The sequence below is a fragment of the Micromonospora sp. RL09-050-HVF-A genome (assembly GCF_019374995.1).
Classification (GTDB): domain Bacteria; phylum Actinomycetota; class Actinomycetes; order Mycobacteriales; family Micromonosporaceae; genus Micromonospora; species Micromonospora antibiotica.
In genome coordinates this window covers 869,602-888,933 of sequence record NZ_JAGKQP010000002.1, presented here as the reverse complement: position 1 = coordinate 888,933, position 19,332 = coordinate 869,602, and the positions used below count along the sequence as shown (strand labels likewise).

General features: G+C 73.5%; 19 protein-coding genes. 7 read left to right on the top strand and 12 right to left on the bottom strand.

Annotated elements, in window-relative coordinates:
* Complete coding sequence (locus J7462_RS04155; RefSeq protein WP_219469976.1) at positions 1–1,050, bottom strand: zinc-binding alcohol dehydrogenase; 1,050 nt, start codon at positions 1,048–1,050, stop codon at positions 1–3.
* Between the two features lie 196 nt (positions 1,051–1,246).
* On the opposite strand from J7462_RS04155, the gene J7462_RS04150 reads away from it, so the two are divergent.
* The gene (locus J7462_RS04150) at positions 1,247–2,653 is read left to right on the top strand and encodes a KamA family radical SAM protein (protein WP_374197500.1); all 1,407 of its coding nucleotides are present in this window, start codon (positions 1,247–1,249) and stop codon (positions 2,651–2,653) included.
* Between the two features lie 61 nt (positions 2,654–2,714).
* Here J7462_RS04150 and J7462_RS04145 read toward each other — a convergent pair whose 3' ends face one another.
* From J7462_RS04145 to J7462_RS04135, 3 genes are all read right to left on the bottom strand, one after another.
* A complete protein-coding gene (locus tag J7462_RS04145) occupies positions 2,715–3,050 on the bottom strand; it encodes a YnfA family protein (RefSeq protein WP_219461973.1) in 336 nt (111 codons plus the stop codon).
* A 64-nt stretch (positions 3,051–3,114) separates the two neighbouring features.
* Entirely contained in the window at positions 3,115–3,306 is a 192-nt protein-coding gene (locus J7462_RS04140; protein ID WP_219461971.1) for a CsbD family protein, read from the bottom strand.
* A gap of 178 nt (positions 3,307–3,484) precedes the next feature.
* Positions 3,485–4,603, bottom strand: a complete 1,119-nt coding sequence (locus J7462_RS04135) for an NAD(P)/FAD-dependent oxidoreductase (protein ID WP_219461969.1) — start codon at positions 4,601–4,603, stop codon at positions 3,485–3,487.
* Positions 4,604–4,656: 53 nt separating this feature from the next.
* Between J7462_RS04135 and J7462_RS04130 the strand changes: the two genes are divergently transcribed.
* Together J7462_RS04130 and J7462_RS04125 are read left to right on the top strand one after the other, a co-directional pair.
* A complete protein-coding gene (locus J7462_RS04130; RefSeq protein WP_219461968.1) occupies positions 4,657–5,349 on the top strand; it encodes a TetR/AcrR family transcriptional regulator in 693 nt (230 codons plus the stop codon).
* 180 nt (positions 5,350–5,529) lie between these two features.
* Positions 5,530–6,096, top strand: coding sequence for a histidine phosphatase family protein (locus tag J7462_RS04125; RefSeq protein ID WP_208565966.1), 567 nt, complete (start codon positions 5,530–5,532; stop codon positions 6,094–6,096).
* A gap of 49 nt (positions 6,097–6,145) precedes the next feature.
* Here J7462_RS04125 and J7462_RS04120 read toward each other — a convergent pair whose 3' ends face one another.
* Genes J7462_RS04120 through J7462_RS04110 form a run of 3 tightly spaced genes read right to left on the bottom strand, consistent with a single transcriptional unit; the run spans position 6,146 to position 8,064 of the window.
* Entirely contained in the window at positions 6,146–6,637 is a 492-nt protein-coding gene (locus J7462_RS04120) for an Lrp/AsnC family transcriptional regulator (protein ID WP_208565967.1), read from the bottom strand.
* 59 nt (positions 6,638–6,696) lie between these two features.
* Entirely contained in the window at positions 6,697–6,912 is a 216-nt protein-coding gene (locus J7462_RS04115) for a DUF433 domain-containing protein (RefSeq protein WP_208565968.1), read from the bottom strand.
* 9 nt (positions 6,913–6,921) lie between these two features.
* Complete coding sequence (locus J7462_RS04110) at positions 6,922–8,064, bottom strand: acyl-CoA dehydrogenase family protein (RefSeq protein WP_219461965.1); 1,143 nt, start codon at positions 8,062–8,064, stop codon at positions 6,922–6,924.
* Between the two features lie 192 nt (positions 8,065–8,256).
* Here J7462_RS04110 and J7462_RS04105 point away from each other — a divergent pair, with 192 nt between their 5' ends.
* Complete coding sequence (locus tag J7462_RS04105; RefSeq protein ID WP_219461962.1) at positions 8,257–9,390, top strand: glycoside hydrolase family 5 protein; 1,134 nt, start codon at positions 8,257–8,259, stop codon at positions 9,388–9,390.
* 117 nt (positions 9,391–9,507) lie between these two features.
* Here the strand turns inward: J7462_RS04105 and J7462_RS04100 are convergent, their stop codons facing one another.
* Entirely contained in the window at positions 9,508–10,575 is a 1,068-nt protein-coding gene (locus tag J7462_RS04100) for a DUF4037 domain-containing protein (protein ID WP_219461959.1), read from the bottom strand.
* A 239-nt stretch (positions 10,576–10,814) separates the two neighbouring features.
* Between J7462_RS04100 and J7462_RS04095 the strand changes: the two genes are divergently transcribed.
* Positions 10,815–11,735, top strand: a complete 921-nt coding sequence (locus tag J7462_RS04095; RefSeq protein ID WP_308290738.1) for a 5'-3' exonuclease — start codon at positions 10,815–10,817, stop codon at positions 11,733–11,735.
* A gap of 115 nt (positions 11,736–11,850) precedes the next feature.
* Here J7462_RS04095 and J7462_RS04090 read toward each other — a convergent pair whose 3' ends face one another.
* The gene (locus J7462_RS04090) at positions 11,851–12,738 is read right to left on the bottom strand and encodes an MHYT domain-containing protein (RefSeq protein WP_219461955.1); all 888 of its coding nucleotides are present in this window, start codon (positions 12,736–12,738) and stop codon (positions 11,851–11,853) included.
* A gap of 167 nt (positions 12,739–12,905) precedes the next feature.
* Positions 12,906–15,710 carry an RNA helicase gene (locus J7462_RS04085; RefSeq protein WP_208565974.1) on the bottom strand — a complete coding sequence of 935 codons (2,805 nt, stop codon included), beginning with the start codon at positions 15,708–15,710 and terminating at the stop codon, positions 12,906–12,908.
* A gap of 164 nt (positions 15,711–15,874) precedes the next feature.
* Here J7462_RS04085 and J7462_RS04080 point away from each other — a divergent pair, with 164 nt between their 5' ends.
* Positions 15,875–16,564 carry an HAD family hydrolase gene (locus tag J7462_RS04080; RefSeq protein ID WP_219469974.1) on the top strand — a complete coding sequence of 230 codons (690 nt, stop codon included), beginning with the start codon at positions 15,875–15,877 and terminating at the stop codon, positions 16,562–16,564.
* Positions 16,561–17,430: a DMT family transporter gene (locus J7462_RS04075; protein WP_219461953.1), complete on the top strand. Its 870-nt coding sequence runs from the start codon at positions 16,561–16,563 to the stop codon at positions 17,428–17,430. The genes J7462_RS04080 and J7462_RS04075 overlap by 4 nt, the downstream gene beginning before the upstream one ends.
* A 62-nt stretch (positions 17,431–17,492) precedes the next feature.
* On the opposite strand, the gene J7462_RS04070 is transcribed toward J7462_RS04075, so the two are convergent.
* On the bottom strand, positions 17,493–18,419 hold the full coding sequence (locus J7462_RS04070) for a diacylglycerol kinase family protein (RefSeq protein WP_091240171.1): 927 nt from the start codon (positions 18,417–18,419) through the stop codon (positions 17,493–17,495).
* Positions 18,420–18,820: 401 nt separating this feature from the next.
* A complete protein-coding gene (locus J7462_RS04065) occupies positions 18,821–19,144 on the bottom strand; it encodes a TraR/DksA C4-type zinc finger protein (RefSeq protein ID WP_091240169.1) in 324 nt (107 codons plus the stop codon).
* Positions 19,145–19,332: the final 188 nt, after the last annotated feature.

The following is a 19,332-nucleotide window of genomic DNA, read 5'->3' as shown; positions in this document are numbered from 1 at the left end:
TCAGTCTGCCGCCAACCGGGACTCGAAGAGACCACGTACCCCCGGCTCCGACCGCAACAACCCCAACGCCAGATCCGCGTGCCCCGGCACGAACCCGTTACCCACCAGCATCGTCACGTCCGCCGCCAACCCCTCCGCACCCAACGCCGCCGCCGCGAAACTCGTCGCCATCGAGAAGAAGATCACCGTGCCGCCGTCCGCCGTGGCCAACACCGCACCGTGCTCACACCCCGGCACGTCCACGCACACCACCGTCACGTCCGCCGGCCCACCCAACGCCGTCGTCACCGCCGACGACAACCCCACCGGATCCCGGGCATCAGCCAACGCCACCACCGACGCCAGACCAGCCGCCACCAGCGCATCCCGCTCCGCCGCCACCGGCACCACCCCCACGGTACGACCCGCACCCGCCCGCCGCGCCGCCGCCAACGACAACGACCCGCTCTTACCGCCCCCACCGATCACCGCCACCGTCACCGCCGACCCGTCACCGGCGCGTTCCCGCCGCGCCACCTGCTCAGCGACCACCCGGGCCGTCAACGCCGGCGCCCCACACACGTCCAGCACCGCCAACGCCAACTCCGGATGCAGGTCCCCCGGCAGCACCGCCGCGATCGACCGGGCGAACAGGATCGCGTACCCGTCACACGGCACCTGCTCGCTGCGCCCGTCCCAGCGGGCCAACCCGTCGAGGATCGTCAACGGCGTCAACGTCAACGACACCAGCGTCGCCACCCGGTCACCCACCGCCAACCCCAACGGCGACCGACGACCGACCTCCTCCACGGTGCCGATCAGCATCCCCCCCGAACCGGTCACCGGATTCTGCATCTTGCCCCGCGTCGACACGATCTCCAGCACCTCGGCGCGGACCTTCTCCCCGTCCCCGTCGTGCTTCTGCGCCAACTGCCGGAAACTCGCCGCGTCGAGATTCAACCGCTCGACCCGGATGCGCACCTCGTTCGGGGCGATCCGGGGGTCGGCGTCCAGCCGCCAGGCCGCCTGCGGCAGCACCCCCGCCGGCTCCACGACACGGTGCAGGCCCACCGGTGACGTCACACCAACCTCCCCCCTCAACCGCCCGAAGCCCCGACCAGGACTCGCATCGCGGGAAAACTTACGGCAGACTAATTTCTTCGCCGGATATTTTCCAGTAGCCTTCGGATCTACCGATCATCAACCGCCGGCCACCCCGGCTCGCACCCGCCGGCCACCCCGGCCACGCACACCACGAGGAGGGGCCGTGACCCAGACCCAACCGATGGCGACCATCCCTGGGCCCCGCCCCGCCCCGGTCGCCGCACCGACCGCCGGCCAGCCCTACGAATACCGCCGCAGCCCCCTGGTCGAGCCCGACTGGACCCGCTTCCCCGGCTGGCGTCACGTCACCCGCGAGCAGTGGGAGAACGCCCAGTGGCAACGCGTCAACTGCGTCAAGAACATCAAGCAGCTGCGCGCCGTCCTCGGCGACACCGTCGACGAGACCTTCTACACCGACCTCGCCGCCGACCAGCAGGCCCTGGCCACCATGTCGATGCTGGTGCCACCCCAGATGATCAACACGATGGTGCCGTTCGCCCCGATGACCACCGAGGCGTTCCGCGCCGACCCGATCCGCCGCTACATGATCCCCGTCGCCGCCGACCGGCGCACCGACTGGCCGTCACACCCCTACGCCAGCCGTGACTCACTGCACGAACACGACATGTGGGTCGCCGAGGGTCTCACCCACCGCTACCCCACCAAGGTCCTCGCCGAACTGCTCTCCACCTGCCCCCAGTACTGCGGACACTGCACCCGGATGGACCTGGTCGGCAACTCCACCCCCGCCGTCGACAAACTCAAGCTCACCCTCAAGCCCGTCGACCGCTACGACGCCCACATCAGCTACCTCAAGGCCCACCCCGGCGTCCGCGACGTGGTCGTCTCCGGCGGCGACGTGGCCAACGTCCCGTGGCGCAACCTTGAGTCGTACCTCATGCGGCTGCTCGAACTCGAAACCGTCCGCGACATCCGGCTCGCCACCAAGGCCCTCATGGGCCTGCCCCAGCACTGGCTCCAGAACGACGTCGTCGAGGGCCTGGAACGGGTCGCCCGCACCGCCGCCCGCCGCGGCGTCAACCTGGCCATCCACACCCACGTCAACCACGCCCAGTCGATCACCCCGCTGGTCGCGAAGGCCACCCAGACCGCCCTCGACGTCGGCGTCCGCGACGTGCGCAACCAGGGCGTACTCATGCGCGGCGTCAACGCCACCACCCCCGACCTGCTCGACCTGTGCTTCGCCCTGCAGGGCGAGGCCGGCATCCTGCCGTACTACTTCTACATGTGCGACATGATCCCCAACGCCGAACACTGGCGGGTCCCGGTCTGGCACGCCCAGCAGCTCCAACACGACATCATGGGCTACCTGCCCGGCTACGCCACCCCCCGGATCGTCTGCGACGTGCCCTTCGTCGGCAAGCGCTGGGTGCACATGCTCACCGAGTACGACCGGGAACGCGGCATCTCCTACTGGACGAAGAACTACCGCACCTCCATCGAGTCGGCCGACCTGGAGGCGCTCAACAAGCGCTACGCCTACTACGACCCGATCGACACCCTCCCCGAGGCCGGCCAGCAGTGGTGGGCCGCACACCGCGACGACTGACCCCACGACACACCCACCCCGCCGCCCCCGACGACCCGACCGGTCCCGGGGGCGGCGCGCGTCACACCCCGCGCGGGGCGTACATGATCACAGCGACGCCGAGCAGGCAGATCGCCGCGCCCGTCAGGTCCCACCGGTCCGGCCGGAAACCGTCCACCAGCACCCCCCACGCCAGCGATCCCGCCACGAACACCCCGCCGTACGCGGCCAGGATCCGGCCGAAGTTCGCATCCGGCTGGAAGGTCGCCACGAAGCCGTACACGCCCAACGCGAGCACCCCGGCGGCGATCCACCACAGCCCCCGGTGCTCCCGCCAGCCCTGCCAGATCAGCCACGCCCCACCGATCTCGGCGAGCGCGGCCAGGACGAACAACACCAACGACCGGGCGACCACCATGCCCGCACGCTAACCCGGACAGCCCCCTGAGCATGCTCAGGGGGCTGTCCGGATGGTGATCCGCTCAGCGCATGGCGTCCCGGGCGTCGCGACCGGCGTCCTTGACGTGCTCACCGGCCTGCCGGGCGCGCGCCTCGCTCTGCTCGGTGGCACCCTCGGCGCGCATCCGCTCGTTGTCGGTGACGTCGCCGATCCGTTCCTTCGCGGCGCCGGTCAGCTCCTGGGCCTTGTTCTTCGCCTTGTCGGTGAAGCTCATGTCGCCTCCTGTCGCTCCGGCGGTCACGGGGCCGATGCCCCGCACCCGTGGCGTCCCCGCTCTGTCCGGCTCGAAACGGATTTGCGCCGTGGGCGCTGATGTTCGTGGTGTGCCGGGGCACACCACCGGTAGGCCATCCTAGGACAATAGGCGGCAAGCGGTGGTCTGCTGCCGGTGGTCAGGAGGGCTGGACCTGGTCGAAGAGGGCGAGGGCTTCGGCGGGGTCCGGGCTCACCAGGCGTTCCAGACCGGCCGTCGTGATCCTCGACCAGGTGGCGGCCCGGGCCCACATCCGTTCCTCGAAGGCGCGGACCGCCTCGTCCAGATTCTCCGGGTCGGCGGCGATGGCCTCCGCGAGCTCGGCACCGTCCAGCATCGCGAGGTTCGCGCCCGCCCCCAACGGTGGCATCAGGTGGGCGGCGTCGCCCAGTAGCGTCACCCCCCGGACATGGTCCCAGGTGTGGGACGCGGGCAGGACGTACACGGGTCGGTGGGCGAAGGCGGTGCCGTGGCCGAGCAGGTCGCGCACGGGAGCGGCCCAGCCGTCGAACAGCGCCAGCAGACCCGACCGGGTGGCCTCGACATCGGCCAGGTCCAGGTGCGCGTGCCAGTCCAGCGGCGCGCGGAGCCTGGCGTACACCTTGACGTGACCGCCGCTGTTGCGTTGGGCGACGAGAGACCGGTTCACGCCGTACACGGACACCGAACCCTCACCGATGAGCCGGGCGAGGTCAGGGTGGCGGGTGTCGACGTCGTCGAGGGAGGTCTCGACCGAGGTGACGCCGGTGTACTGCGGCGTCACCGACGAGACCGCCGGACGGACCCGGGACCAGGCGCCGTCGGCGCCCACCACGAGATCGAACGCCTCCGGCGGCCCGTCCGCGAAATGCACCAGGACGCCCTCCCCCGCCCCCGGCACCACCCGCGTCACCTCCCGCCCCCACCGCACGTCCAGAGAGCCGAGCAGCAGATCGCGGAGTTGCCCGCGGTCGATCTCCGGATTGGCCCGCTCGTCCGGGGCGGGTTTCCAGTCCCGCAGCACGGTCCCCGCGGCGTCCAGGATGCGCATGGCCTGTCCTTCGGGACGGGACAGCGCCTCGAACTCCGCCAGCAACCCCGCCTTGTCCAGGGCCCGCTGCCCCAGCCCCTCGTGCAGGTCCAGCGTGCCGCCCGGAGGGCGGGAGTCGGGCGAGGGATCACGTTCGAGGACGGCGACGGGGTGGCCGTGGCGGTGCAGGACCCGGGCGAAGGTCAGACCCGCCGGGCCACCCCCGACCACAGCAATACGATGTCTCATGGCGATACACCGTATAGCTCCCCTACAATTCAGCGCAACGACAGGGAGTGATCATGAGTGTCTGGGACCGGCCCGCCCCGCCGAACCCCCCCGTACCGCTCGACCGGGGGCAGATCATCGCCGCCGCCATCGCGCTGGCCGACGAGGGCGGGCTGGCGGCGGTGTCGGTGCGTAAGGTCGCCGCCCGACTGAACGCCGGCCCGATGCGGCTGTACGGCCACATCTCCACCAAGGACCAACTGTTCGACCTCATGGTGGACGAGGTGTACGCCGAGATCCTCCCCGGGGAGCGACCCGGTGACTGGCGGGAGGCGTTGCGCGGCCTCGCCCACCGCACCAGACAGGCCGCGCTGCGGCACGAATGGCTGGCGGACCTGCTCGGCGGCCGCCCGGCCCTGGGCCCGAACGGCCTCGCCGTCACCGAAGCCACGCTGGCCGCCCTCGACGGCCTCGCCGACGTCGACACCGTCATGCGCGCCGTGGAGACGGTCAGCGCCTACTTCACCGGCGCGATCAGGCGCGAGGTCGCCGACCTGCGGGCCGAACGCGCCACCGGCCTGTCCAAGCGCGAGTGGCAGCGTGCCTGCGGCCCGCACGTGACGAAGATGTTGGCCACCGGCCGTTTCCCGGCGCTGAGCAGGGCCGTGCACGACGGCACCGAGGTGGCCGCCGAGGTCTCCTTCGCCACCGGCCTGGACTGGGTCCTCGACGCCGTCGCCGCCAGACTCACCCGACCGGCGGGGTGACGATCCACTCCCGCCGCAGGTGGGAACCCCGCAGAACGACGGCACGGTCCCGGTCCCGGTCCCGGTGGCGGCCCCGGTGGCGGTGGCGGTGGCGGAAACCGGCAAACGGACCGGTGTCTCCGCGCCGGGAACTGCGGGCGGAGCCGGGCCGGGCCCGGCGAATGCTGGTTGACTGGGGGGATGAGCGAGATCATCCTGATCCGGCACGGCGAGACGACGTGGAGCGCCAGCCGGCGGCACACCTCGTACACCGACCTGGAGCTGACCCCCGACGGCGAGCGGCAGGCCCGCGCGCTGGCCGGGGTGCTGACCGGCCAGCGCCTCGCCACCGTGCTCGCCAGCCCCCGGCGGCGGGCGCTGCGCACCGCGCAGCTCGCCGGCCTCACCGTCGACCACACCGACGACGACCTCGTGGAGTGGAACTACGGCCGGTACGAGGGCCGCACCACCGCCGACATCCACACCGACCGGCCGGACTGGGACATCTGGACCGACGGCTGCCCCGACGGGGAGGCCCCCGACGAGATCGGCGCCCGGGTCGACCGGCTGCTCGCCCGGCTCACTCCCCTGCTGGAGCGGGGCAACGTGGGCCTGGTCGGGCACGCCCACCAGCTGCGGGTGGTCGGCGCCCGGTGGATCGGGCTGCCCCCATCCGGCGGCGGCAAACTCCGCCTGGACACCGCCACCGTCAGCGTGCTCGGCCACGAACACGGCCGACCGGTGCTCCTGCGCTGGAACGGCCGCTGAGCGGGCCCCGCGTCACGCCACCGACCGACGGCGCACCCACCGGGGGGTGTCAGGCCGACGCCTCCGCGCCACCCCGGGCCCGGGGCCGCAACTCGCCGACGGTGATCTTCGGCGGTCGCCCCTCGTACGGCGTCGACAGCACCACCGTCGTGCGGGTGGTGACGTTCGCCGCGGTGCGGATCTCCTGGAGCACCCGTTCCAGGTCGGCCGGCCCGGCCACCCGCACCAGCAGCAGGTAGAAGTCCTCCCCCGCCACCGAGTAGCAGGAGTCGATCTCGGGCAGGTGGGCCAGCCGCTCCGGCGCGTCGTCCGGTTGGGACGGGTCGAACGGCCGGATCGCCACGAACGCCGTCATCGGCAGGTCCAGCGCCTCGAACGACACCCGGGCGGTGTACCCGTTGATCACGCCGCGCTGTTCCAGCCGGCGGACCCGCTGGTGCACGGCCGAGACCGACAGGCCGACCCGCTCCGCCAGATCCGTGTACGACAGACGGCCGTCGGCGGTCAGCGCGGCGACGATGGCACGGTCGATCTCCTCCACGCGTGCAACCTACCCGGTGGAGCGCTCCCCTGGCGACGACGTCCCGCCGGAGATGACGCTCAGCGGGCCGCCCGGTCGCGCACCGCGTCCGCGGCGAAGTTCAACACCTCGGCCAGATCGTCCTCGTCGAGGAAGGGCAGATCGGTGAGGATGTCCGTCACCGACATCCCCTCCGCCATCATCGCCAGCAGGGTCGCCACCGGGATCCGGGACTGCCGCACGCAGGGTGCGCCACCCATCACCTCGGGGTCGATGGTGATCCGGGGAAAGGTCACCGGCACAGGCTAGTCCCTCGCCAACGCCCGGGAGATCACCAGCCGTTGGATCTGGTTGGTGCCCTCGACGATCTGGAGCACCTTCGCCTCGCGCATGTACCGCTCGACCGGATGGTCGGACACGTAACCGGCCCCGCCGAGCACCTGCACCGCGTCGGTGGTCACCCGCATCGCCACGTCGGTGGCGAACAGCTTCGCCTTGGCCGCCTCGATCGAGTACGGCCGGCCGGCGTCGCGCAGCCGGGCGGCGGCCAGGGTGAGCGCCCGGGCGGCGGAGATCTGGGTGGCCGCGTCGGCCAGCAGGAAGCCCAGCCCCTGGAAGTCGATGATCGACCGGCCGAACTGCTGCCGTTCCCGGGCGTAACCGACGGCGTAGTCCAGCGCCGCCTGGGCCAGGCCCACCGCGCAGGCGGCGATGCCGAGCCGCCCCGAGTCCAGCGCGGACATCGCGATGGTGAACCCCGCCCCCTCGCCGCCGATCAGCCGGTCGGCCGGCACCCGGGCGTCGTCGAAGGCGACCTGAGCCACCGGCGAGGAGCGCAGCCCCATGGTCCGCTCGGCCGCCTGCGGCACGATGCCCGGCGTGTCCCGGTCGGCCAACAGGCAGGAGATGCCCTTCGGGCCCGGCTCGCCGGTGCGGCAGAAGACGTTGTAGAAGTCCGCCACCCGGGCGTGCGTGATCCACGCCTTGACCCCGGTGACCCGGTAGTCGTCGCCGTCGCGGACCGCCCTGGTGGTCAGCGACGCCGCGTCCGAGCCCCCCTGCGGCTCGGAGAGGCAGTACGCCCCGAGCAGTTCCCCGCCCACCAGGTCCGGCAGCAGTTTGCGTTGGGCGTCGGTGCCGAACTCGGCCAGCGGGTAGCAGGACAGGGTGTGCACGCTGACCGCCTCGGCGACCGCGAGCCAGCGCCCGGCCAGGATCTCCAGCACCTGGAGGTACACCTCGTACGGCTGGGCGGCACCGCCGTGCTCCTCGGCGTAGGGCAGGCCCAGCAGGCCCGCCCGGCCCAGGGTGCGCAGCACGTCCCGGGGGAACTCGGCGCGCTCCTCGAAGCCGGCGGCCCTCGGCGCGAGCTCCCGGTCGGCGAGTTCGGTGGCGAGGTCGAGCAGGTCGTGGGCCTCGTCGGTGGGCAGGATCCGGTCGACAGTCATAGCGCGATGAACTCCAGGGTGGTGAGCCGTTGCCCGTCGTCGGGCGCCACCCCGTCAGCTTAACGGTCGTTTGGGCCAGGGCCCAGTCCGGCGGTCGGGAGGCGACCATGTCCCGGGGTGAACCGTGGCCGCGTCGATCTCGTACCACCGGATGCCTTCCCCGGGTCCCGACGAGCCCGACCGGAGATTCCGATGCACCGACGCGCAGCACTGACCTGGACCGGGGTGGCCCTCGCCGCCCTGGTCGCCGGCTGGGCGGCCCTGGCCGTCCCCACCGCGAGTGCCGACACCGAGCCCGCGCCACCGGCCACGGCCGGCCCCGTCGCCACCGACCCGACCACCGGCACCACCGCTCCCCCGGCCACCGCCACCGACGGGCCCACCGCGGGCCCGGCCAGCGCGCCCGCCGGGTCCCCGGTGGCCGTGCACGGCCGGCTGCGGGTGTGCGGGGTGAACCTGTGCGACGAGGCCGGCGAGCCGATCCAACTGCGCGGGATGAGCAGCCACGGCCTCCAGTTCTTCCCGAACTGCCTCAACCCGGACTCGCTGGCCGCGCTGCGCACCGACTGGCGGGCCGACTTCGTCCGGGTGGCCATGTACGTCCAGGAGGGCGGCTTCGAGACCGACCCGGCCGGCTTCACCCGCAAGGTCGACGAGGCCGTGGCGACCGCCAGCGCGCTCGGCCTCTACGTGGTGGTCGACTTCCACATCCTGACCCCCGGCGACCCCCGGTTCAACCTGGACCGGGCCACGTCGTTCTTCGCCGAGGTCGCCGCCCGGCACGCCGACCGGACCAACGTGCTCTGGGAGATCGCCAACGAGCCCAACGGGGTCGGCTGGGCCGACATCAAGAGCTACGCCGAGCAGGTCATCCCGGTGATCCGGGCCGCCGACCCGGACAGCGTGGTGCTGGTCGGCACCCGGGGATTCTCCTCGCTCGGCGTCTCCGAGGGCGCCGACGAGACCGAGGTGATCGACGACCCGGTCGACGCCGCCAACATCATGTACACCTTCCACTTCTACGCCGCGTCCCACCGGGACCTGCAACGGGCCACGGTGGCCCGTGCCGCCCGGAGCCTGCCGCTGTTCGTCAGCGAGTTCGGCACCCAGACCTTCACCGGCGACGGCCCCAACGACCTCGACAGCGCCACCACCTGGCTGGACCTGCTCAAGAGCCTGAAGATCAGCTATGCGATGTGGAGCTTCTCCGACGGGCCGGAGAGCAACTCGGTGTTCCGGCGGGGCACCTGCGCCGGCACCGATTTCACCGGCACCGCCGTGCTGACCGAGTCGGGGGAGTTCATCCGCAGCCGGATCCGGGGCTGACCCGGCTGGCCACCGACGGTCGGCGTCGCCGCACGCGGCGACGCCGACCGTCGGTGGCCGCGACCCACCCCGACGGAGACCGCCGCCCGGCGACGCCACGTCCCCCCGGCGATACCGTCAGCCGGCGACGACGGCGCAGACCCGGCGCGCACGATCGGGGTGGGTCAGCACGTCCACGCTGTCGACGTACTGGTCCACGGCCCCGAGCAGCGGCCGGTCCCGCAGTGCCGGGTCCACGACCGCGGCCCGCAGCGCGGCGGCGAGGCGGGGCGCGTCGAGCACCAGGAAGGGCCGCCCGTGGAAGGGGCGGGCCGTGGTGACGACCGGCGCGGCCAGCCCGGTGGCGTTGGTCCACTCACCGACCGTCTCCAGCGCCCGCACCAGGCCCGCCTGCCGGTGCGGCCAGTCGCCCGGCCCGAGGGTGTCCGCCAGCGCCGCCACCACCGGCCCGGCATCCGGCAGCGCGGCGAACGCGGTGCCGAGCCACTTGTCGTACGGCGGCCAGCGCCGGTGCAGCAGCAGACCGAGACGCATCAGGTCGTGGGCCACCCGGGCGGCCAGCAGGCGGCTGCCCAACGCGTCGCCCACCTCGGCACACCGGCCGACGAGATGCTCGGCCTGCCCCACCCGGGTCCACCCGGCGGCCAGCACGTGCCGCCACACGTCGTCCGGATACCAGGCCAGGCGGGCGCGGACCGCGCCGACCGCGCCGCCGAGCCCGTCGTGGAAGACCGCACCCGCGGTCAGTTCGGCCAGCCGCTGGGTCGGGGTGGCGAGCCAGTCGTCGGTGGTGACCGCGACGGTGGGGTCGAAACCGAGCCGGCCCCGCAGCCAGTCCCGCCAGCCCGCCACCTCGACCCCGCTACGGTCCCCGGCGGCGTCGGGCACCCCCAGCCGGGCGGTCGGCCAGCTGAGGAACCGGGTCGGTCGGCCCAGGAACCGGGTCGGCAGGTCGACCAACGCCGCCCGCACCGACGCCAGGTCGGCCGGCTCGGCCAGAAAGATCTGCGCCCGGGGGCCCCAGTCGTGGTCGGTGGAGCGCTCGGTGTCCAGACCCAGCAGCTCCGAACCGCCGTCGAGCAACCCCGCCGAGTACCGCAGGCCCGGCAGTCGGCTCGCCAGCAGCGGCGCGAGGACCTCGTCGTGGAAGCGGCGGCACAGCACCAGACCGGGCACGAACTCCATGCCCGCAGTCTCGCCCCGCCGGCCGGTGGGTGTCACGCCGGTTTCCCGCCACCACCGGTTACTCGACCGGCTCCGGGTCCGGTATGGCCGGGACACCCTCATCGTGGTCACCGTGCCGGTGCGCTGGTGACCCGACGGGTGCGGGAGACCACCGCGTCACCGGCCGGCCCGAGCTGCGGCCCGGGTCGACCGTCGTGCCGTCCCCCATCCCGTCGGTGGGGTGTGCCAGGCTGTCGGGCGTGGCAGACCAACCCCCGATCCTGCTGATCGACGCCCCCAGCCTCTACTTCCGGGCCTACTTCGGGGTGCCCGAGTCGGCGGCGCGGACCGACGACGGCCAGCCGGTCAACGCCGTGCGCGGGTTCCTCGACATGCTCGCCCACCTGGTCCGCACCCGCCGGCCCGACCGGATGGTCTGCGCGCTCGACCACGACTGGCGGCCCGCCTGGCGGGTGGAGCTGCTGCCGTCGTACAAGGCGCACCGGGTCGCCCCCGAGGGAGGTGAGGAGGTGCCGGACACCCTCTCCCCGCAGGTGCCGGTGATCCTCGACGTGCTGGCCGCGATCGGCATCACCGCCGCCGGGGCCACCGGCTACGAGGCCGACGACGTGCTGGGCACCCTGTCGGTCACCCAACCCGGCCCGGTGGAGGTGGTCTCCGGCGACCGGGACCTGTTCCAGCTCATCGACGACGCCCGCCGGGTCCGGTTGCTCTACGTCGGTCGCGGGGTGGCCAAGCTCGACGACTGCGACGCCGCCGCCGTCCGGGCCCGCTACGGTGTCCCCGCCGACCGGTACGCCGACTTCGCCGCGCTGCGCGGCGACCCGAGCGACGGGCTGCCCGGGGTGCCCGGGGTCGGCGAGAAGACCGCCGCCCGGCTGATCGACCGCTACGGCGGCCTGCCCGGCATCCTCGCCGCGCTCGACGACCCGGGCTCCGGCTTCGCCCCGGGGCTGCGGGCCAAGCTCGACGGCGCCCGCGACTATCTGGCGGTGGCCCCGAAGGTGGTCCGGGTCGCCACCGACGTGCCGCTGCCGACGCTGGTCACCACGCTACCCACCGCGCCCGCCGATCCCGACCGGCTGTTGGAGCTGGCCCAACGGTGGAACCTGGCCGGCTCCTGCCGGCGGCTGGTCGACGCCCTCGCCGCGCAGCCCTGACCCGGCCGGCCACGGCTGTGCGGGCCCGGCCGGTGGACGTCCCGGCCGGGCCGGGCCCGGTGCGCGCGACGCACGCCCGGTAAGCGCGGCGGGGACAGTCCCGGCACGGGCCCGGTCAGCGCGGGGGCGGGACGTCCCGGCGGGACGGGAACGGGGTGCCCGGCCGACCCAGGGTGGCCGACCGGCTACGCAGTCCCACCGGGTCCGGGGCGGTCTCCGGTTCGACCACCGGCGCGTTGGCCTGCCGGGCGTGCAGGTAGGCGGCGGCGGCCCGGTCGTCGTCGGTGGGGGCGGCGAGCAACGCGTAGACCAGCCCGACCACCACGAGGATCACCGCGAGGACGATCGGCACCAGCAGCGTGCTCACCCCCGCGCCGGTCAGCTCCCCGCGCCGCTCGTGCAGGTGCACCGACAGGGCACTCATCCCGGTGAAGTGCATACCGTTGACGGCGACCCCCATGACCAGGGCCGACCCGGCGATCGCCAGCCCCCGGCGAACGGTCATCGCCAGCCACAGCGCCACGGTGGCCGCGACGACGGCGATGGCCACCGACAGCCCGACCCGGGTGGCGTCGTAGCTCAGGTCGCCGTTGAGCCGCATCGCCGCCATCCCCGTGTAGTGCATGGCGGCGACACCGATGCCGGTGAACAGGCCACCGCCGAGGACCTTCGCGGCACCCAGCCGACCGGTGCCGACGATGGCCAGGCCGATCCCGACGGCGGTGACGGCGATCACCGTACTGGCGACGGTGAGCGGAACGTCGTAGCGGATCCGGGTGCCGGTGACCGCGAAGCCGAGCATGGCCATGAAGTGCATCGCCCAGATCGCCGTGCCGCCGATCGCCCAGGCCGCCAGCAGACCCCACCAGAAGCGCTGCCCGGAGCTGGTGGCGGTACGGATCCGCCCGACGCAGACCAGACCGAGGAACGAACCGAGCACGGACAGTGCGTAACTCAACGCGGGTGTGATCCACCCGTACTCAAAGTGATTGATCTCCGCCACGGCGGCCTTCCCCCCACTCATTACCGGCGCGTAGGAGACCGCGCCCGAGCAATGATCGGGGAGGCTCCGAGCAGGCGCAACATCGGCCCCCCGGTTTCCTGGCCGGTGCCGTCACGGTGACCGTGCGATGCGTCGATTCACCGCCCGTCGGTGACCGAAAGTGATGATCAGGCGGAGGTGTAATGGGCAAGTACGCCCCGGTTCACGGCCGCGATCGCCTGCCGCGCGGTGGCCCGCAGCTCGATCGACGCCCCACCGGAGTCGGATAGCTGACCGAGCAGGTCGGCGACCTGCCGGGCCCACCGGACGAAGTCCCCGGCGGGCATCTCACCGTCGATCTGGTGCCCGCTGGCGAGCACCTTGGCCAGGGTCTCCCCCCGCGCCCAGCGGTAGATCGGCCAGGCGAACCCGAAATCCGGTTCCCGGGTCACGGTCAACCCCCGCTGCGCCTCGTCGGCCTCGATCTCGCTCCACAACTTGAGCGTCTCGTCGACCGCGTCGGCGACCGGCCCGCGCGGCAGCGACGCCCGCTCGTCGACGTCCCGGCGGGCCTCGAAGACCACCACCGACACGGCGGCGGCCAACTCCGCCGGGGACAGCCCGTCCCAGACGCCCCGCCGCAGGCACTCGGCGACCAGCAGGTCCGCCTCGGTCCAGATCCGGCCGAGCATCCGCCCGGCGTCGGTCACCCGCCCGTCGGCGGACAGGTAGCCCCGGGCGGTCAACAACGCGACGATCCGGTCGAAGGTCCGGGCCAGCGAGCCGGTCCGCCCCGACACCCTCTGCCGCAGCTCCTCCGTGTCGTTCTCCAACCGGCGTCGCCGCTCCGCCCAACGGGCGTGGTCCTCCCGTTCCGGGCAGGCGTGGCAGGGGTGCCGACGCAGCTCGGTGCGGAGCTGGCTGAGCCGGTGGTCCTCACCGGCGGCCTGCCGGGAACGCCCGCCCCGCCGGCCGCCGTGCCGGTCCAGCCCGGTGCTGCTCACCTCGGCCGCGAGATCCCGCCGGGCGGCCGGTGAGCGGTGGTTGAAGTGCTTGGGCACCCGGATGCGGGCGAGCACCTCGGCCGGGGTGGTGAAGTCGCCGGGACTGATCCGCCCCGCCCAACGGTCCTGGGTGAGCACCAGCGGCCGGGGCTCCCCGAACCCCCCGGTCGCCGGGTCGAGGACGACCGCGAGCCCGGCCCGCCGCCCGGACGGCACCCGGATCACGTCACCGACCCGCAACCGCTCCAACGCCGCCACCGCGGCGGCCTTACGCTGGGTCTGCCCCTGCCGGGCGATGGCCCGCTCCCGGTCGGCGATGGCCACCCGCAACGCGAAATACTCGTCGAAGTCACCCTGGTGGCAGACCGCCTCCGCGCCGTACGCCTCGATGGTCTCGGTGTTGCGCTGCACCTGGCGGGCCAGCCCGACCACCGACCGGTCCGCCTGGAACTGCGCGAACGACGACTCCAGCAACGCACGGGCCGGCTCGACGCCGACGCTGCCGACCAGGTTCACCGCCATGTTGTACGACGGCCGGAAGCTCGACCGCAGCGGATAGGTGCGGGTGGAGGCCAGGCCCGCCACGTGCCGGGGGTCGGTCTCCGGCGACCAGACCACCACCGCGTGCCCCTCGACGTCGATGCCCCGTCGACCGGCCCGCCCGGTGAGCTGGGTGTACTCCCCCGGGGTCAGATCGACGTGGGCCTCGCCGTTGAACTTGACCAGCCGCTCCAGCACCACGCACCGGGCCGGCATGTTGATGCCCAACGCCAGGGTCTCGGTGGCGAAGACCGCCTTGACCAGGCCCCGGACGAACAGCTCCTCGACGACCTCCTTGAACACCGGCAGCATCCCGGCGTGGTGGGCGGCCAGACCACGCTCCAACCCGTCGAGCCACTCCCAGTAGCCCAGGACGCTGAGATCCTCACCGGGGATCGCGGTGACCCGCGACTCCACCACCCGGCGGATCTCGGCGCGTTCCTCCGCCGAGGTCAACCGCAGGCCGGCCGCCAGGCACTGCTGCACGGCGGCGGCGCAGCCGGCCCGGCTGAAGATGAACAGGATCGCCGGGAGCAGCCCCTCCCGGTCCAGCCGGTCGACGATGTCGGGGCGCATCGGGCCCCGCCAGCGCGGGCCACGCCGCCCGCCGCCGGGGCCGGCGCTGCGCCCCTCCCCCAGCTCCAGCCGCCGGGTCTGCTCCCGGGTGTAGCGCAGCAGCTCGGGGTGCACGTCGTGCTTGCGGGCCGCGTCGGCGTCGTGGAAGAGGTCGAACATCCGCTTGCCGACGAGCATGTGCTGCCACAGCGGCACCGGCCGGTGCTCGCTGACCACCACCGCCGTCTCACCGCGCACGGTGACCAGCCAGTCGGCGAACTCCTCGGCGTTGGAGACCGTCGCCGACAGCGACACCAGGGTCACCGAGGAGGGCAGGTGGATGATCACCTCTTCCCAGACCCCGCCCCGGAACCGGTCGGCGAGGTAGTGCACCTCGTCCATCACCACGTAGGCCAGGCCGGCCAGGGTGGTCGACCCGGCGTAGAGCATGTTGCGCAGCACCTCGGTGGTCATCACCACCACCGGGGCGTCCCCGTTGATCGCGTTGTCGCCGGTGAGCAGGCCGACCTGCGCGGCCCCGTAACGCTGCACCAGGTCGTGGTATTTCTGGTTGGACAGCGCCTTGATCGGCGTGGTGTAGAAACACTTGCGCCGCACCGGTGGCGTCGCCGGCTCGTCGGCCGCCGCCGACACCGCCGCAGGCGTGCCCCGCAACGCCAGGTGGACGGCGAACTCACCCACCACCGTCTTGCCCGCCCCGGTCGGGGCGCAGACCAGCACCCCGCTGCCCCGCTCCAACGACTGGCACGCCTCGCGCTGGAAATCGTCGAGATCGAACCCCAGGTCGAGGGCGAACTCTTCCAGGGCCGGGAACTGGGCGGCCTGGGCAGCCCGGCGGCGTGCCTCGGCGTACCGCTCGGCGGGGCTCGACATGTCAGCAAGATTAATCGGTACCCCCGACGGCCACCCGCCAAGGCCGTCCGGCAGCGGGGTCGGGGCGGGTCGGTAGGGTGCACGACGTGCCGGATCACGTCGAACCGCCCGAAGCCACGAACGGCGTCGGGGACACCCCCCGAACCGACGCGTCCCGCCGCCCCGTGCAGGCCGTGCTCTTCGACTTCCACGGCACCCTCGCCCAGGTCGAACCCGCCCACGACTGGGTGGTCGCCGCCGCGGCGACGTGCGGGGTGAGCCTGGAGCGGATGCGGGCCACCGCGCTGGCCGACCGGCTGCTCACCGCGGGCCGGGCCGGTGGACCGCTGCCGGCCCGGGTGCCACCCCGACTGGCCGAGCTGTGGGCCGACCGGGATCTCTACGAGCACGCCCACCGGGCCGCGTACACCGGGCTGGCCGAGACGGTCGACACCGGGATCGAGGGCTTCGCCGAGGCGCTCTACGAACGGGTGCTGGTGCCGCAGGGCTGGGTGCCCTACCCGGACACCGCGCCGGTGCTGACCGCACTGCGGGCCGCCGGGATTCCGGTGGCGGTGGTGAGCAACATCGGCTTCGACCTGCGGCCGTTCTTCGCCGCCTGGGGGCTGGCCGACCTCGTCGACGCGTACGCGCTGTCGTACGAGGTGGGCCGGTGCAAACCGGACCCGGGCATCTTCCTGCGGGCCTGCGGGATGCTGCGGGTGGACCCCGAGCGGACCCTGATGGTCGGCGACACCCCCGCCGACGCCGGGGCGGTCGCCGCCGGGTGCGGCGCGCTGGTGCTGCCGGCCGCCGGCCCCGGCCGCCCCAACGGCCTCGGCGCCGTGCTCGACCTGGCCCTGCCCTCCCCATGATCGACACTTCCGGCCGGGCGGCGGCGGTCGGACTGGTGCTCGGCGGGGCGCTGTCGGTGCACTTCGGCTCCGCCGTCGCCGCGCTGCTCTTCCCCCGGGTCGGGGTGGCCGGCACGGTCACCCTGCGGCTGGCCATCGGGGCGCTGCTGATGCTGCTGGTGTGCCGTCCCCGGTGGCGCGGGCACGACCGGGCGGACTGGCTGGCCGTCGGCACCTTCGGCCTCGCCCTGGCCGGCATGAACTCGGTCTTCTACCAGGCCATCGAACGCATTCCGCTCGGCCCGGCGGTGACCCTGGAGGTGCTCGGGCCGCTCACCCTGTCGGTGCTGACCGCCCGCCGGTGGACGGCCTGGTGCTGGGCCGGGCTCGCGCTCGCCGGGGTGGCCCTACTGGGCCAGGGCGGATTCGACCGGCTGCACCCGGTCGGCGCCGCCCTCGCACTCGGGGCGGGCGCGCTGTGGGCGGCGTACATCGTCTGCTCCGCCCGGGTCGGCGGCCGGTTCCCCCGCGCCGACGGCCTGGCCCTCGCCCTCGCCCTCGCCGCCGTGCTCACCCTGCCGTTCGGTCTGGCCGACGCCGGGGCGCGACTGTGGCATCCGGGGGTGCTGGCCCTCGGCACCGGGCTGGCCCTGCTCGCCTCGGTGCTGCCCTACACCCTGGAACTGCTGGCCCTGCGCCGGCTGGCCACCTCGACCTTCGCGGTGCTGATGAGTCTCGGGCCGGCGCTCGCCGCGCTCGCCGGCTGGCTGATCCTCGGCCAGGACCTGCACCCGGTCGAGGTGCTGGCGATCGGCCTGGTGGTCGTCGCCAGCATCGGCGCGGTCCGGGTCGCCGCCCCGCGCGTCGCCGCCCCTCCCGGCGGGTAGGTGGCCGGCGGGTGGGGGCGGTCCTGCCCTGCCCACACCGGTGCCGCCGCCGCAGGGGCCGCTCAGCGCAGCAGCCGCACCGCCCCGGGCACCGCGGTGATCCGCACCGGCAGGTCCAGGGACCGCTCGCCGTCGGCGTACGTGGTGATGCCCTCGGCGGCCACCTCGACGGTACGGGCCCGGTAGCTGCGCACCAGCGGATGCGCCACGTGGGTGCCGGCGTAGATGCGCGGCTTGACCCGGATCAGGGTGCGCCGGTCGAACCGGCCGCCGACCACCACGTCCAGCAGCCCGTCGGTGGGGTCGGCGGCGGGGCAGATCCGCATCCCACCACCGTAGCTGGCGCAGTTGCCCACGGCGATCAGCACGGCGTCCACGTGGTGTTCCGTGCCGTCGAGGCGCAGCGTGTAGCGACGCGGGCGCAACCGGGCCAACTCGACCAGGATCGCCAGGTCGTACCGGCGGGGGCCGCGCGGCCAGCGCATCCGGTTGGCGCGCTCGTTGACGATCGCGTCGAATCCGGCGGCGAGAACCGCGCCGTACCAGCGGTCGGCACCACCGGCGGTGGACATCCGGGCCAGGTCGACCGGGTGGGTGCGACCGGCGCGCAGCGCGGCGGCGATCACCTCGACGGCGGCGAGCGGGTCGGCCGGGAACCCGGTGTCGGCGGCGAAGTCGTTGCCGGTGCCCGCCGGCACCGGGCCGAACGGCACGGCCGTGCCGGCGACCACCTGGAGGGCCTGGTGGACGGTGCCGTCACCGCCGACCGCGACCAGCGCGGACGCTCCGGCGGCGACCGCCGCGCGGCAGGCCGCCTCCGCTTCGGCCGGGGTGTGCGCGGTGAGCAGTTCCACCGGCCGACCGGCCGTGGCGAGGCCGTCGAGCACCCGGGGCAGCAGACCCCGATGGCGGCCCCGGCCGGCGGTGGGATTGGCGAGCACGGCGACCGGGCCGGCCGCCCGGTGATCGTCTGCGGTCACGGCGAGCACCGTACCGGTTCGTACCACGCTCCGGCTCCCCTGACTGCGGCGTCCTGATTGGGCGCCTGGTCGATGGTGACGCCGGGGGTCAGCTCGCGTAAGGCATCCTAGGTAGCTAGGTGGTTGATGGGGCGGTCGTCGGGGCCGGCGGCCCGGTGGGTGGGTTCCCCGGCATCATGGCGGGGCGGAACGGGGTTCCGAGCTTCCCCGGCCTCCCGGCAGGACACCGTTGCCGGGAGGCCGGGGAGAATCCGCCCGCCGGGGCGACCGCCCCGCTGGCGGCCGGCCCGACACCAGCGAGGCCATCAATCAGAAAGGCCGGCCACCGGCGAGGCCATCGACCGGAAAGGGCAATCAGCGGATGGGGTCCCCGACCCCATCCCGCCCCACCGCCGGCTACGGACGGCCGGTCAGCCGTGCGCCTTCTGCTGGCAGGGAACGCAGAATCGGGCCTGCGGCAGCACCTCCAACCGTTCCGCCGGGATCGCCGCCTCGCAGCGTTCGCAGCGGCCGTAGCCGCCCTCGGCCAGCCGTCGCAGCGCTGCGGCCAGGTGGTCCAGGCTCTGCCTGGTGGCCGCGATCAACGCGCCCCGGGTGTGCGCCTCGGCCGGGTCGCCGGTGTCGGCGGTCAGCTCGGTCAACCGGGCCGTCTGCGTCGCGAACTGATCGGTGAGGGCCTGGCGGAGCATGGTCAGCCGGTGCTGCTCGGCCTGGTGGTGCAGGTCGGTGCTCATGGCGTGTCCTTTCGGGGCACCGCGCTTCGGGAAGCGGGGAACGACGGGCAGAAAAAGGGACGGAAACAGAAAAAGGGCCGAAGCCGAAATGGCTTCGCCCTGGTGGCCGATCCGGAGGAGGAGCGTTTCTCCGGGTGGGCCACGCCCGGCGGGGATCGGGCTCGGCCGCCCCTGGGTGGGCACGACGG

Excerpts from the sequence above, each read along its gene's own strand:
- J7462_RS04145 (WP_219461973.1), bottom strand. The coding sequence starts at position 3,050 with ATGGTGGTCGCCCGGTCGTTGGTGTTGTTCGTCCTGGCCGCGCTCGCC.
- J7462_RS04140 (WP_219461971.1), bottom strand. The coding sequence starts at position 3,306 with ATGAGCTTCACCGACAAGGCGAAGAACAAGGCCCAGGAGCTGACCGGC.
- J7462_RS04135 (WP_219461969.1), bottom strand. The coding sequence starts at position 4,603 with ATGAGACATCGTATTGCTGTGGTCGGGGGTGGCCCGGCGGGTCTGACC.
- J7462_RS04130 (WP_219461968.1), top strand. The coding sequence starts at position 4,657 with ATGAGTGTCTGGGACCGGCCCGCCCCGCCGAACCCCCCCGTACCGCTC.
- J7462_RS04125 (WP_208565966.1), top strand. The coding sequence starts at position 5,530 with ATGAGCGAGATCATCCTGATCCGGCACGGCGAGACGACGTGGAGCGCC.
- J7462_RS04110 (WP_219461965.1), bottom strand. The coding sequence starts at position 8,064 with ATGACTGTCGACCGGATCCTGCCCACCGACGAGGCCCACGACCTGCTC.
- J7462_RS04105 (WP_219461962.1), top strand. The coding sequence starts at position 8,257 with ATGCACCGACGCGCAGCACTGACCTGGACCGGGGTGGCCCTCGCCGCC.
- J7462_RS04100 (WP_219461959.1), bottom strand. The coding sequence starts at position 10,575 with ATGGAGTTCGTGCCCGGTCTGGTGCTGTGCCGCCGCTTCCACGACGAG.
- J7462_RS04085 (WP_208565974.1), bottom strand. The coding sequence starts at position 15,710 with ATGTCGAGCCCCGCCGAGCGGTACGCCGAGGCACGCCGCCGGGCTGCC.
- J7462_RS04075 (WP_219461953.1), top strand. The coding sequence starts at position 16,561 with ATGATCGACACTTCCGGCCGGGCGGCGGCGGTCGGACTGGTGCTCGGC.
- J7462_RS04065 (WP_091240169.1), bottom strand. The coding sequence starts at position 19,144 with ATGAGCACCGACCTGCACCACCAGGCCGAGCAGCACCGGCTGACCATG.